The organism is Kitasatospora sp. NPDC085464, from assembly GCF_044541955.1.
Taxonomy (GTDB): Bacteria; Actinomycetota; Actinomycetes; order Streptomycetales; family Streptomycetaceae; genus Kitasatospora.
In genome coordinates this window covers 20264-33451 of the sequence record NZ_JBITTM010000001.1, presented here as the reverse complement: position 1 = coordinate 33451, position 13188 = coordinate 20264, and the positions used below count along the sequence as shown (strand labels likewise).

The following is a 13188-nucleotide window of genomic DNA, read 5'->3' as shown; positions in this document are numbered from 1 at the left end:
CGGGTCGGGTGAGTTTCCTCACGCCGGGTGCCGCAGACGGGTGATTTGGGCGGTAATCGAGCGTAGGTGTGGAGACTTCCTGCGTATATTCCCTCGGACGAGTGAAGTTGCTTCAGATCCGGCCGGAACCAGCAACCTGCGGAGCAGGTTCGCCGTCAGATGGGGGAACCCGGCCTTCCGACCGGATCCGGGCGTGGGGCCGCGGCCCGCCCGGACGCACACTCCGCTCCCGCACCCGGTCCGGCCGGGTCGGCCCCACCCGCACCAGGCCGTCCAGGCGAAGGAGGAGAGCATGCGCATCACCGGCGACCACACGGCGCTGGCCATCGAAGGCCGCCTCGACGTGCGCACCGCCGCCGACGCGCGGGCCAAGCTGCACCAGGCCGTGGACGGCGGCCTCGGCGACCTCGTGCTCGACCTCGCCCGACTGGAGTTCTGGGACGCCACCGGCCTCGGCGTGATCATGGGAACCCACCGGAGGGCCGGCCGGATCGGCCGCCGACTGGTGCTGCGCTCCGTCCCGGCCCAGCTCCAACGACTGCTGGTGGCCACCAAACTGCACCGCATCCTGGCCGTCGACGGCGGCGTCGCCGAGGCGCACGGCATCGCCATGTAGCACGCCGCGGGCCGTACGTCCCCGCAACGTGCCTGGTCAGCGCTTCACGACGGTCCCCCGACCCGGACCGCCCTGCAAGGGCGGGCCCGGATGTGCAAGAGTCTGCCCGTCAGAAACGGCCGCCGGGGCTGCCCCAGACCGCCCGCGGCCACGACCGGGAGACGTCAGCCGACCGGCCCGGGGCGCCGACGGCCGAGCACGATGCGGAGCAGAACGTGGCACAGCCATCCGGGGAGTTCCGGCAGGAGGCCGTCCGCACCCGCGGCGGCGAACTGGTCTCCGGCGGCCTGCTGGTGGGAGTCGGCGCCCCGGACGGTTCCGAGGCCAGGCCCTGCCCGGAGGAGTGGCGGCCCCGCCCGCGCCGGATCGAGCGCAGCGAACCCGCCCGCGGCCCGGCCGGCGGCGTCGGCCGCGCGGTCGGCCCGCTCGCACTCGGCGCCGGCCCGGCCGACCTGCCGCTGCTGGACCGCGAGGCGGACATCGCCGAACTGCTCGGCCTGCTCTCCGAAGGACGCTCGATACGCCTGGTCGGCCAGGCCGGCTCCGGTCGCAGCGCACTGCTGTCGGCCGTCGCCGAGGCCGCCGCCGACCTCGCCCCCGGCGGTGTCGTCCAGCTCTGCGGCCACCGCCGCACCCTCGCCGACCTGCTCCAGGACCTCTTCGCGGCCACCCACCACGCCCCCGGCTACCGTCCCGACCCGGACCAGCTGGCCGTCCACCTCGCCGAGGTCGGAGCGGTCGTGGTGATCGACGCCGCCGAACTCTCCGAAGCCGAGCTGGAGCAGCTGCCGGCCGTCGCCCCCGGCTGCGCCTTCCTGGTCGCGGCCGCCCCGGACAGCCCGCCGCTGCCGGCCGGCTCCCGGCTGCGGGACCACCTCGTCGCCGGGCTCTCCCGCTCCGCCTGCCTCGCCCTCACCGCCCGGCTGGCCGGGCGCCCCCTGGACGTCGCCGAGAAGGCCTGGGCGGTGGACCTCTGGTTCGAGTCCGAGGGCCTGCCGCTGCGCTTCGTCCAGGCCGCCGCACTGCTGCGCCAGCGGGACGTCTCGGTGGACGCGCTGGTCGCCGCCGAGGACGACCGGATGGACGTCTTCGGCGCGGTCGAGGGGCCCGTCCGCGACCCCGACCCGGCGGTCCGGGAGGACGCGCTGCGCCGCACCGTCCCGCTGCCCTCCGTCGCGGAGACGGCCTCGCCCGCGGTCCGGCTCGCCGAGGGCCTGAGCGAGCCCGCGCAGGCCGTGCTGCGGCTCGCCGTCGCCCTCGGCGGGGAGTGCCCCACCGCGCCGCACCTGCCCGCGCTGATCGACGTCGGCCTGGGCGAGGCCGCGCTCGCCGAACTCTCCGACGCCGGGCTGACGGTGTCCATCGGCGGGCACCACCGGCTGACCGCCGGAGCGCTCGACCTGCTCGCCCCGGACTGGCCGGCCCGCGGCTGCGTGGACGGCGCCGCCCAGCACTTCGCCTGGTGGGTCGGGCACAGCTCGGTGACGCTGGAGCAGATCGCCGCCGAGGCCGAGGTGGTGATCGGCGTCCTGCTCGCCGACCGGAACGCCGGACGCCACGAGGCGGTGGTCCGGCTGGCCCGGGCGGCGGCGCCCGCGCTGGCGCTGGCGCTGCGCTGGGGCGCCTGGGAGCGGGTGCTGCAGCTCGGCCAGGAGGCGGCCCGCCGGGCCGGCTCGGCGAGCGACCAGGCCTGGTTCCACCACGAGGCGGGCGTGCACGCGATCTGCGTCCGGCAGCCGTCGAGGGCCGTCGCGGAGCTGGAGACCGCGCTCACCCTGCGGGCGTCCGCGGGGGAGCAGCGCGGGGTGGCCTCCGCACGCCGGATGCTCGACCTGCTGCGCGCCGACGGGCGGCAGCTGTCGGCCGCCGCGCCGGCGGTGTCCAGCCGGGCGCCGGTCATCCGCAAGATCGCGGCCAGGGTGCCGGCCCGGCTGAAGTCCAGCAGGCGGCGGCGGGTCGCCGTGGTCTCCACGGTCGTGCTGACCATGGGGGTGCTCGGGACGGCGGTGGCGATGAGCCTCACCGGGCCGGACGAGCACCGTTCGAACGACCCGCACAGCGGCCGGATGGACCAGGGCGGCGGCACCCAGGACGCGCCGTTCCCGCAGCCCTCCGGCAGCGTCTCCCCGGGCGCGCCCGGCACCGTGCCGGGCAGCCCGACGGCGTCGAGCGGCAGCCCGGTGCCGTCGGTCAGCGGCAGCGCCTCGCACTCGGCGAGCGCCTCGCCGACCAGGAAGCCGAGCTCCTCGCCGGGGGCGAGCGAGTCGCCGACCGCCCAGCAGCCGCAGCCACAGCCGCAACCGACCGTCCCGGGTCAGTCGCAGCCGCCGAAGCCGGTGACCAGCCGCCCCACGACGGTGCCGACGACACCGTCGACCAGCCCGACGACGCCGCCGGTGACACCCCCGAGCAGCCCGACGACCTCGCCGTCCTCGTCGCAGAGCCCGACCGGGCCGGCCGCTCCGGCCGTCCCCGGGACCTGAACGGTCAGAACAGCTTGAGCTTGTCGTCGTCGATGCCGCGCAGCTCGTCGTAGTCCAGCACCACGCAGCCGATGCCGCGGTCGGTGGCCAGCACGCGGGCCTGGGGCTTGATCTCCTGCGCGGCGAAGACGCCCTTGACCGGGGCCAACAGCGGGTCCCGGTTGAGGAGTTCGAGGTAGCGGGTGAGCTGCTCGACGCCGTCGATCTCGCCGCGGCGCTTGATCTCGACGGCCACCGTGGTGCCGTCGGCGTCGCGGCAGAGGATGTCCACCGGGCCGATCGCGGTCGGGTACTCGCGGCGGATCAGCGACCAGCCGCTGCCGAGCACCTCCATCCGGTCCGCGAGCAGCTCCTGGAGGTGTGCCTCGACGCCGTCCTTGATCAGCCCCGGGTCCACCCCGAGTTCGTGGGACGAGTCGTGAAGCACCTCCTCCAGCGTGATGATGAGCTTCTCGCCGGCCTTGTTCTCCACCGCCCAGACCCCGTCGGCCTCCTTGAGGACGCACGGCGGGGACATCCAGTTGAGCGGCTTGTAGGCGCGGTCGTCGGCGTGGATGCTGACGCTGCCGTCGGCCTTGACCAGGATGAGCCTGGTGGCGGAGGGCAGATGGGCGGAGAGCCGACCGGCATAGTCGACTGAGCAGCGGGCAATTACGAGACGCACGGTCGACCACGCTAGCCCACCGGGGCCAGTTGATGCGATTCCGCGACGACGGGGTGAAGAAAGCGCGAACCCCGCGAACATTGAGGTCCGGCGATTCCGCTCCTGTTCGTCTCCTGCCCGCCGCGGTCTGGCGCCCGTCCCGTCCGGTCGCTACGGTGTGTGACGGCACGCTTGCGGGATCGCTGTCAACGGGGATGGAGACTTCAGATGAACGATCCGACAGGATCCGGCCAATCTGGTGCACCACACCGTATTTCCGGAGCAATCCCCAGGAAAGACCGGCCTGCTCCGCCGTTGACTGCCACGCTGTTCTGAGCGCGGTCGGTGTTCGGGACGTCACGTCCCGTACCGCCGCCGCTGGTCGCGAAGGTGCCGGCAGCCCCCGTCCCACGGTGTTCCGGACACCACACGCGATTCGCCCACCCTCACTGAGCTTGGACTACGCACGACCACCCGGGCGCCGCGCGGGTGGACCGCGAGAGGAGAATCCATGTCGCTCGACGTCTCACCGGCCCTGCTGGAAAAGGCTGAGCGGGGCGAGGTCGACGAGCGGGAATTCGTCGACTGCGTCCGCGTCTCGCTGCCGTACGCCTGGGAGCTGATCAGCTCGCTGGTCGCCCAGGCCAAGGTCGACGGCACCGACTTCGCCGACAACCAGGTACCGCCGCCCAGCGAGCAGGCCCGCGGCCAGCTGCTGCGCGCCCTGGCCAGCGATGCCATCCGGGGCGCCCTGCAGCGCCACTTCGGCGTACGGCTGGCCTTCCAGAACTGTCACCGGGTGGCGGTGTTCCTGCCGTCGGAGACCAACGACGCACGGTTCACGCGCTTCACCTCCGTCCGGGAGCAGCTGCTCAACCAGTCCGACGAACTGCGGGACTGCTGAGCCCCGGCAACCGACCGACGCGGTGCCACCGCGGCGCCGGCCGCCCCCGTCCCCCGGTGCGGGGGGAGGGGCGGCGGCCCGGGCCCGGCGGTGGGGGCCCGCCCCGGCGCGCCCCTCAGCCCAGCTGCGGCAGCACCTCGGAGCCGAGCCGGGCGATGTTGTGCAGGGTCGCCTCGTGGTCGCCGCTGCCCTCGGCGAGCAGCGCGAAGCGGCGGATGCCGGTCCGCTCGGCGGTGGCCAGCAGCCGGTCGGCGCACTGCCGCGGGGTGCCCACCGCGTGCAGGTCGCAGAGGAGTTCGGTGTACTGGTGCGCGTCGCGCATCTTGCGCTCGCGGCCGTCCACGGTGCGGTGGGCGCCGAGCCCGTACTCGAACCAGCCGGGCATCGCGTTCAGCAGGGTGGTGCGGGCCGCCGCGGCGCGGTCGTCGACCTGCGCGACCCCGGCCGCCACGTGCCGGCGGCTCACCCGGCGCAGCTGCTCCTCGCTGCGCCCGGCGGCCAGCCAGGCGGAGCGGTACAGCTCCAGCATCCGCACCTTGTCGTCGTCCCCGGAGTGCATGCCGAGCAGCATCGGCAGTCCGCGCTCGGCGGCCAGTTTCACCCCGCCCGGGGAGGTGCAGGCGACCACCACCGGCGGGCCGGCCACCGGCCGTCCGGTGGCGGTGAGTTCCTCGCCGAGCCCCTCGTCGTCCTGGCGCTGGCGCGGGAAGCGCACCGGGCCCGCCTGCTCGCCGAGGCCGAGCCAGCTGCCCAGACCGGGCCGCCGCAGCGGTTCGGCGGCCCGCGGCACCACCGCCACCTCGGGGAAGCTGAACTGCGGGCCGTCCGCGCCCACCCGGGAGCCGCGCAGCCAGCGCAGCAGCAGGTCCAGCCGCTCCGGGAAGCCGCTCTCGAAGGCGTCCACGCCGTCGCCGAACACGTCCAGGTCGATCCACGGCCCGCCGCGCCCCACCCCGAGCGTGAAGCGCCCGCCGGAGGTGAGGTGCAGCAGCGCGGCCTGCTCGCCGAGCGCCACCGGGTGGCGGGTCGACAGCACGCTGACCGCCGTGCCGACGCCGATCCGGCGGGTGCGGCCGAGCAGGAGCGCGGCGAGCGTCGCGGCGTCCGGGCAGACCCCGTACGGGACGAAGTGGTGCTCGGCCAGCCAGACGCTGTCCAGGCCGGCCCGTTCGGCCTCGACGGCGGACCGGACGGTGCGCTCCAACGCCTCGCCGTGGCTCTGCCCGGGGAACTGCGCGGACAGCAGGAACAGGCCGACCCGCACCGGCGCGGTGTCCGCCGACAGGGCCCCCGCGCGCTGCGTCGCGGGCAGCGGATCGCCCGCGACGGCCGTCACCGGCGGGACGGTGGCCAGCGTCGGGCCGGGGGCCGGCGGCCGGACCCCGACGGGTCGAAGGGTCTCGGCACGGGCGCCGGTCTTGGTCATCCTTGGGCCTCCTCGGGTGCGCGCAGGGTCTGCGAGCCCCGCCTCTACCCCTTGTGGGTATCGGATGTCATGTGCCAATGGCACGCCGAACCCCGAATTTCCCTGATGATCGGGTGGATCTCGGTAAAAAGACCGGAGTGTCGGGCGGACCCGTGATAGTGGCCGTTCGGGGGGCCCGCCGGCCGTAGGCTGGAACGGCCCAGAGCCCCCGGAAGAGAGGCAGTCCGCCGTGTCGCCGCGCCGCAACCGGATCAAGAGCGCCGCCCCCCGCGAGAGCAGCCAGCCGGCCGCCCCGCTCGGCGGCTCGCTGCGCCGCACCGAGAGCTACCAGGGCGACGACTGGGTGGTCCAGACGGTCGCCGGGACGTCGGGGCGGGCCTACCGCTGCCCGGGCTGCGACCAGGAGATCCCGTCGGGCGTGGGCCACGTGGTGGCCTGGCCGATGCACGGCGCGGGGGTGGACGACCGGCGGCACTGGCACCGCGCGTGCTGGGGAGCGCGGGAGCGCCGGGCCTCCAACGTCCTGCGAGGCCGCGGCGCTCCGCGGTACTGACGGCCCCGGCCGGGCCGGGACTGCCGAACCGCCTCACGCGTCGCGCTTCTTGAGCACCAGCACGCCGCCGACCAGGGCCGCCGCGGTCCAGGCGAGGCAGATGAGGAAACCGGCCCACGGACCGTACGGCTGGCCGTGCTGCTCGTAGACCAGCAGCATCCGCGAGCCCGCGTAGTCGGGGAAGTAGTGGGCCAGGGTCTTGACCTTCGGCACCGCCGAGAGGATCGGCGAGAGCAGGAAGAAGAACGGCACCAGCACGCCGAGCGCGAGCGTCTGGTTGTGCAGCATCGTGGTGACGCCGGCCGAGAACAGGCAGAGCATCGTCAGGTACAGCGCGGCGCCGAACACCGCGCGCAGCACGTGCGGTTCGCCGATCGTGGTGGAGTGCGAGCCGAGCAGCGACTGGCCGACGAAGAAGGTGACGAAGGCCGTCACCAGCGAGACCGCCAGGGCCAGCGCGCCGAGGACCGCGGCCTTGCCGCCGAGCAGGGTGGCGCGCTGCGGGACGGCGGCCAGGGTGACCCGGATCATGCCGCTGCTGTACTCGTTGCCGATCGCCAGCACGCCGAAGACGATGATGGCCAGCTCGCCGAGCATGATGCCGGCGAAGGCCGTCCCGGTGGCGTCGAACGGTGTCTGCTCGTTGCGGCGGAACTCGGTGAAGTTGTTGTTGGTGAGCAGGGACAGCAGCGCGCCGATGCCGACGGTGACGACGAAGGTCAGCGCGAGCGTCCAGACCGTCGAGCGGACGCTGCGGATCTTCGTCCACTCGGAGCGCAGGATCGCCGGGTAGGACGCCATCTCAGTTCTCCTCCTGCTGTGCCGCGGCGGCCGGCCGGGCGCCGTCCGCCTTCCAGCCGGCGCCCCAGGCGCCGGGCGCGCCGGCCGCGTCCAGGCCCGGCCCGTCGCCCGCGTGGTACTCCACCGAGTCGGCCGTCATCTGCATGAACGCCTCCTCCAACGAGGCCTGCTGCGGGCTGAGTTCGTGCAGCACCACGCCGTTCGCCGCGGCCAGGTCGCCGAGCCGGGCGAGGTCGCCGTCGACCACCTCGTAGGAGCCGTCCGGGCCGGCTTCGTGCCGCAGGCCGGCACCGGCCAGCAGGTCGAGCAGCCGCTCGGGCTCGGGGCTGCGCAGCCGTACGGCGGAGCGGGAGTTGCGCCGGATGAACTCCGGCATCGGCAGGTCGGCGAGCAGCCGGCCCTTGCCGATGACCACCAGGTGGTCGGCGGTGACGGCCATCTCGCTCATCAGGTGGGAGGAGACGAAGACCGTCCGGCCCTCGCCGGCGAGGCGCTTCATCAGGTTGCGGATCCAGAGGATGCCCTCCGGGTCCAGGCCGTTGACCGGCTCGTCGAACATGACGATCTCCGGGTCGCCGAGCAGTGCGGAGGCGATGCCCAGGCGCTGGCCCATGCCGAGCGAGAAGCCGCGGGCCCGCTTGCGGGCGACCGGGGTGAGGCCGACCAGGGCGAGCACCTCGTCCACCCGGCGCTCCGGGATGCGGTTGCTCTGGGCGAGCCAGAGCAGGTGGTCGCGGGCGGTGCGGCCGGGGTGGACGGCCTTGGCCTCCAGCAGCGCGCCGATGTACTTGAGCGGCTCGCTGAGCTGTCCGTAGCGCTTGCCGTCGATGGTGACCCGGCCGCCGGTCGGGCGGTCGAGGTCGAGGATCATGCGCATGGTGGTGGACTTGCCCGCGCCGTTCGGGCCGAGGAAGCCGGTCACCACGCCCCGGGGGACGGTGAAGCTGAGCCGGTCCACCGCGAGCGTCTTGCCGTAACGTTTTGTCAGGTCGTGCAACTCGATCATTCGCGCTCCCTTACTCGCTGTCAGGCTAGGACAAACGGGATATCGCGGCCCGCTGAGTGGGTTCATCGGGCGTGCCGGAATACGGTGGGCGCATGACCGAGCTCCCCGCCGCAGTGTCCGTCCGCGAGAGCGGTACCGGAACACCCCTCGTGCTGCTGCACGCCTATCCGTTGAACGCCTCGATGTGGTCGTCCCAGCTGGACGCGCTGCCCGGCCTGACCGGGGACGGGGCCCGGGTGCTCGCCCCCGACCAGAGGGGGTTCGGCGGCACCGAGCTGGGTGCCGACACGCCCTCGCTGGACGCGGTCGCGGACGACCTCGCCCTGCTGCTGGACGCGGCCGGGATCGAGCGCGCGGTGGTCGGCGGGATCTCGATGGGCGGCTACGTGGCGCTGGCCTTCGCCCGCCGCCACCCCGGACGGCTGGCCGGTCTGCTGCTCGCCAACACCCGCGCCACCGCCGACAGCGACGCGGTCCGGGTCAACCGGGAACGGATCGCCGCCGCCGTCACCGCGCGGGACAGCGTGCAGCTGCTGCTGGACGAGCAGGTCGCGGCCGGGCAGCTCGGGCCCGACTCGCAGCACCTCGTGGAGCGGGTGCAGTCGATGGTCGCCGCCGCCTCGCCGGCCTCCGTCGCCTGGGCGCTGCGGGCCATGGCGGCCCGCCCCGACTCCCTGGACGTGCTCGCCGGGCTGCGGGTGCCGGTCGCGGTGGTGGCGGGCGCCCAGGACGCCCTGGTGGCGCCCGAGGAGGCCGAACTGATGCTGCGGGCCCGGCCGGACGCCGAGCTGACCGTCATCCCCCGGGTGGGCCACCTGAGCCCCCTGGAGGCGCCCGAGGCCTTCGACGCCGCCGTCCGGGCCCTGCTGCGGCGGGTGGCCGCCGGATGAACGAGGACGCGGCCGCCTGGGACTTCTCGGCGCTGGAGGTGAGCGGCCGGATGCCCGTGACCAACCGGAGCGAGGGGCTGGTCGAGCTGACCCTGGAACCGCTCGGCGAGGACTACTGGATGCGCCCGGGGGAGACCTTCATCGTCACCTCGTACGGCGACCACGGCTCCGGCCACCCCTTCGAGGTGCAGTACTGGCCCGACTCGGTCTCGGTCTGGTGCACCTCCTGGTTCGGCACCGTCTCCGACGACGAGGGCAACCAGCTCAGCAGCGGGCACCAGCGACCGGACGGCGCCTACCCCCGGTAGAACCGCCCGGGGTGATGACGGCACGACAGCCGGCAGGCCCTCACCCGGGCGGGTGAGGGCCTGCCGGCCGTCAGGTGCGGAGCTGCGTCAGCGCGACTGCTGGGCGGGCACGCCCATGGTGTCGTCGTTCGGCAGCGAGGCGGCGGCCACGGCCGCGCCGGTCAGCGTCGCCAGCATCTCGCGGACGTTGGTCAGCTGGGCGTTGATGCTGTCGCGGCGGTTGGTGAGCGCCGCCAGCTCGCGCTCGGACTCGCTGCGGATGCGGTCGGCCTTGGCGTTGGCGTCCGCCACGATGTCCTCGGACTGGCGCTGGGCCGTCTCGACGGTCTGGCGGGCGCGGCGCTCGGCGTCGGTGCGCAGCTTCTCGGCCTCCAGGCGCAGCTGCTCGGCCCGGTGCTCGATCTCGGCCAGGCGCTTCTCGGCCTTGGCCTGACGGGCGGCCAGGTCGCGCTCGGACTGCTCGCGGCGCTTGGCCAGGTTGGTCTCGAACTCCAGCGCGGCCTGGGCGGCCTTGGTGCGGGTCTCCTCGAAGAGGGCGTCCGCCTCCTCGCGCTTGTTCTGGGCGTCCTTGTTGGCCTCGGCGCGCAGCTGGGCGGCGTCGCTCTTGGCCTTGTCGACGATCCGCAGACCCTCGTCCTCCGCCTTGGCCTTGCGGTCCTTGGCGTAGTTCTCGGCCTCGGTGCGGACCTGCTGGGCGGCGGCCTCGGCGAGCTCGCGGTGCTGCTCGGCGGCGCGGTGCGCCTCGTCGCGCAGGTCCTTGGCCTCCTCCTCGGCGAGCCGCAGGATCTTCTCGACCCGGGCACCGAGACCGGCGTACGAGGGCTCCTGCTCGACGACCGCCGCCTGGGCGGTCTGGGTCTCCAGGTGGAGCTCCTCGATCCGCTTCTCCAGCGCGCTGATCCGGGTCAAGGCACTGTCACGGTCGGCCACCAGCTTGGTGATCCGCTCGTCGACCTGGGCGCGCTCGTACCCACGGCGTACCAGGTCGAAGCCGTGAGGGGAGTGACTGTCGCTCATGGGGTTCTGGGCTTCCTGTCGTCAAACCGCTGAGGTGGTTGAGGGAATCCTGACACGGTACCGGAGTGTCGACGGCGAAATGCCGTTCTCTCGCGGACAATGTCCGCTCAATCGGGTGGTGCGTTCTTGGAGCGATTGCCACCCGACCGGGGGGAGCCAACTCCGGCACCGGCCTTGGCGCCCCCGTCCTTCTTGCTGCTTCCCCCGTTGGTCTGCGCGACCGGCGCAGGCGCCTCGAAGGCCTCCAGTGCGGACAGCACGTCCTGCACCCTGGAGATCTCCGTGTTGATGTCCTTGCGGCGGCGCACCAGTTCGTCCAGCTCGCGCCGGCCCTCGTCGGTGACCCGCTTCGCCTCGGCCTTGGCCTCGGCGAGCAGCCGCTCGGCCTCCGCCTTCGCCAGCTCGACCTGCTCGTCCGCGGTCTCCTCGGCGTCCCGCAGGCGCTTCTCCGCCTCCGTCGCCGCCCGCTCCAGCCGCTCCTCCGCCTCGGCCTCGGCCGACTGCAGCTTCGCCTCCGCCTTCTCGATGAGCGCCTCGGCGCGGTCGGTGGAGGTGGCGAGCTTGGTCTCCGCCTCCTTGAGCAGGCCCTCGGCCTTGCGGACCGCCGAGAGACGGACCTTGCTGGCCTCGGCGGAGGCCTCCGAGGTGAGCTCGTTCGCGCGGTCCTCGGCGGCGGCGACCAGCGCCGCGGCGCGGTCCTCGGCCTCGGCGACGGTGGCCACCGCCTGCTCCTCGGCCTCGGTCAGCTGCTCCTGGGCGGCCGTCACCAGCGCGTCCACCCGCTCGCCGGCCGACTTCATGGCCGCCGCGTTCTCCTTGCGGGCGCGCTCGTGCAGCGCCTCCACCTCGGCGTCGGTGCGCTCGCGCAGCTCCTCGGCGCGCTCGCGGATCCCGGTGGCGTCCCGGCGGGCCTCGGCGAGCAGCGCGTCGGCGTCCGAGCGGCCCTTCTCGACCTCGGCCAGGCCGCCCGCCTCGCCGGCGGCGACCAGCCGGTCGGCCTCCTTGCGGGCGGCGGCGACCATCGCGTCCGCCTGCTCCTCGGCGGCGGCGGTGGTGGCCAGCGCGGTGGTCTGGGCGTCCTCGCCGAGCGCCTCGGCGTCGGCGAAGGCCTTCTCCAGGACGGACTTGGCCCGCTCGCGGGTGGACTTGTCGAACTGCTCGGCGGCCTCCCGGGTCTCCGCGTCGTACGCGTCGGCCCGGGCGTGGGTGGCGCTGTCGTACTCGTCGGCCAGCGTGCGGGTGGCGAGGGCGTACTCCTCCGCCTCGGCGTGCAGCCCGGCGGCCAGCTCCTCGGCGTCGGCGACGGTGCGGGCGGCCCGGGCCTCGGCCTCGGCGACGGTACGGGCAGCCTGGGCGTCGGCGTCGATGCGCAGCTGCTCGGCGGTCTCCTGGGCGGCGCGCAGCTCGGCCTCGGCGTCCGTGCGCAGCTGCTCGTCGTAGGCGTGGGCCTCCGCGCGCTGCCGGTCGAGCTCGGCCTCGGCGGCCTCGCGCTCGGCGGCCAGCTCCAGCTCGGTCTGCTCGCGCAGGGCGGTGGTCTCGGCCTCGGTGCGGGCACGCAGGTCGGCGGTCTCGCGGTCGGCGAGGTCGCGGACCTCGGCGGCGTACGCCTCGGCCGTCGCGCGCTGCTCGGCGGTCTCCCGGTCGGTGAGCTCGCGCTGCTCGGTCGTCTCGCGCTCGGCGAGGTCGCGGACCTCGGCGGCGGCCTGCTCGGCGGCCTCGCGGACCTCGGCGGCCTCCTGCTCGGCGGTGGCCCTGAGCGCGGCGATCTGCTCGGCGGCGGCCTCGTGCATGCCGGCCACCGACTGGCGGACCTCGGCGGCCTCCTCCTCGGCGACGGCGACCAGTTCGGCGCCCTCGGCCTTCGCGGCGGCGATCAGCTCGGCGCGGTCGGCCTCGGCCTGCTCCAGCTCGGCCGCGGCCTCGCCCCGGATGCTGTCGGCGGTGGCGCGGGCCTCGGAAAGCTCACGGCCGGCCTCGGCCCGGACGGTCTCGGCCTGCTCGTTGGCCAGCGCCAGCTCGGCGGCGGCCTTCTCGCGGACGGCCTTGGCGTCCCTGGCGGCCTCCGTCCGGCGCTGCTCGGCGGTGGCCGCGGCGCGCTCCAGCAGTCCGTCGGCGGCCTCGCGCTGTTCGGCGACGTAGGCGTCGGCGGCCTCGCGCTGCTCGGTGGCGTAGGTGTCGGCCGCTTCGCGCTGCTCGGCGACGTAGCCGTCCGCGCTCTCGCGCTGTTCGGTGGCGTAGGCGTCGGCGGCGGCGCGGACCTGGGCGGTCTCGGTGGCGGTGCGTTCGGTGAGGTCGGTGGCGTGCTGTTCGGCCTCGGTGCGGACGCGGTCGGCGTAGGCCTCGGCGGTCTCGCGCTGCTGGGTGGTCTCGCGCTGGGCGAGGGCCCGCAGTTCGCCGGCGGCCTGCTCGGCCTCGGCCCGCACGCCGGCGGCGTAGGTGTCCGCGGTCTCGCGCTGTTCGGTGGCGTAGGCGTCGGCGGCGGCGCGGACCTGGGCGGTCTCGGTGGCGGTGCGTTCGGTGAGGTCGGTGGCGTGCTGTTCG

General features: G+C 74.5%; 11 protein-coding genes and 1 pseudogene. 6 read left to right on the top strand and 6 right to left on the bottom strand.

All coding sequences use genetic code 11. From position 1 onward, the window contains the following. Positions 1–292: 292 nt before the first annotated feature. Entirely contained in the window at positions 293–616 is a 324-nt protein-coding gene (locus ACIGG8_RS00145; RefSeq protein ID WP_350522908.1) for an STAS domain-containing protein, read from the top strand. A 215-nt stretch (positions 617–831) separates the two neighbouring features. Further along, positions 832–3099, top strand: coding sequence for an ATP-binding protein (locus ACIGG8_RS00140; protein ID WP_396544314.1), 2268 nt, complete (start codon positions 832–834; stop codon positions 3097–3099). A gap of 4 nt (positions 3100–3103) precedes the next feature. Here ACIGG8_RS00140 and nucS read toward each other — a convergent pair whose 3' ends face one another. Further along, positions 3104–3763: an endonuclease NucS gene (gene nucS, locus ACIGG8_RS00135; RefSeq protein WP_396544312.1), complete on the bottom strand. Its 660-nt coding sequence runs from the start codon at positions 3761–3763 to the stop codon at positions 3104–3106. A gap of 490 nt (positions 3764–4253) precedes the next feature. Here nucS and ACIGG8_RS00130 point away from each other — a divergent pair, with 490 nt between their 5' ends. Beyond that, the gene (locus tag ACIGG8_RS00130; protein ID WP_350522905.1) at positions 4254–4646 is read left to right on the top strand and encodes an SCO5389 family protein; all 393 of its coding nucleotides are present in this window, start codon (positions 4254–4256) and stop codon (positions 4644–4646) included. 115 nt (positions 4647–4761) lie between these two features. Here the strand turns inward: ACIGG8_RS00130 and ACIGG8_RS00125 are convergent, their stop codons facing one another. Further along, on the bottom strand, positions 4762–5910 hold the full coding sequence (locus tag ACIGG8_RS00125; protein WP_396544719.1) for an LLM class flavin-dependent oxidoreductase: 1149 nt from the start codon (positions 5908–5910) through the stop codon (positions 4762–4764). Between the two features lie 391 nt (positions 5911–6301). On the opposite strand from ACIGG8_RS00125, the gene ACIGG8_RS00120 reads away from it, so the two are divergent. Continuing rightward, a complete protein-coding gene (locus tag ACIGG8_RS00120) occupies positions 6302–6625 on the top strand; it encodes an ATP/GTP-binding protein (RefSeq protein ID WP_350522904.1) in 324 nt (107 codons plus the stop codon). 33 nt (positions 6626–6658) lie between these two features. Here the strand turns inward: ACIGG8_RS00120 and ACIGG8_RS00115 are convergent, their stop codons facing one another. Further along, on the bottom strand, positions 6659–7426 hold the full coding sequence (locus ACIGG8_RS00115) for an ABC transporter permease subunit (protein ID WP_350522903.1): 768 nt from the start codon (positions 7424–7426) through the stop codon (positions 6659–6661). Position 7427: 1 nt separating this feature from the next. Then, positions 7428–8432: an ABC transporter ATP-binding protein gene (locus ACIGG8_RS00110; RefSeq protein ID WP_350522902.1), complete on the bottom strand. Its 1005-nt coding sequence runs from the start codon at positions 8430–8432 to the stop codon at positions 7428–7430. Between the two features lie 92 nt (positions 8433–8524). On the opposite strand from ACIGG8_RS00110, the gene ACIGG8_RS00105 reads away from it, so the two are divergent. Beyond that, positions 8525–9322 (top strand): alpha/beta fold hydrolase, encoded by a 798-nt coding sequence (locus ACIGG8_RS00105; RefSeq protein ID WP_396544309.1) that lies wholly within the window; start codon positions 8525–8527, stop codon positions 9320–9322. Then, entirely contained in the window at positions 9319–9630 is a 312-nt protein-coding gene (locus ACIGG8_RS00100) for a hypothetical protein (protein ID WP_350522900.1), read from the top strand. The genes ACIGG8_RS00105 and ACIGG8_RS00100 overlap by 4 nt, the downstream gene beginning before the upstream one ends. A gap of 87 nt (positions 9631–9717) precedes the next feature. Here ACIGG8_RS00100 and ACIGG8_RS00095 read toward each other — a convergent pair whose 3' ends face one another. Both ACIGG8_RS00095 and ACIGG8_RS00090 read right to left on the bottom strand, forming a co-directional pair. Beyond that, positions 9718–10647, bottom strand: a complete 930-nt coding sequence (locus ACIGG8_RS00095) for a cellulose-binding protein (RefSeq protein WP_030057505.1) — start codon at positions 10645–10647, stop codon at positions 9718–9720. A 107-nt stretch (positions 10648–10754) separates the two neighbouring features. Further along, positions 10755–13188: pseudogene (locus ACIGG8_RS00090) on the bottom strand (hypothetical protein); the annotation flags it as partial.

Coding starts and splice junctions, on each gene's coding strand:
- ACIGG8_RS00145 (WP_350522908.1), top strand. CDS start 293: ATGCGCATCACCGGCGACCACACGGCGCTGGCCATCGAAGGCCGCCTC.
- ACIGG8_RS00130 (WP_350522905.1), top strand. CDS start 4,254: ATGTCGCTCGACGTCTCACCGGCCCTGCTGGAAAAGGCTGAGCGGGGC.
- ACIGG8_RS00115 (WP_350522903.1), bottom strand. CDS start 7,426: ATGGCGTCCTACCCGGCGATCCTGCGCTCCGAGTGGACGAAGATCCGC.
- ACIGG8_RS00110 (WP_350522902.1), bottom strand. CDS start 8,432: ATGATCGAGTTGCACGACCTGACAAAACGTTACGGCAAGACGCTCGCG.
- ACIGG8_RS00105 (WP_396544309.1), top strand. CDS start 8,525: ATGACCGAGCTCCCCGCCGCAGTGTCCGTCCGCGAGAGCGGTACCGGA.
- ACIGG8_RS00100 (WP_350522900.1), top strand. CDS start 9,319: ATGAACGAGGACGCGGCCGCCTGGGACTTCTCGGCGCTGGAGGTGAGC.
- ACIGG8_RS00095 (WP_030057505.1), bottom strand. CDS start 10,647: ATGAGCGACAGTCACTCCCCTCACGGCTTCGACCTGGTACGCCGTGGG.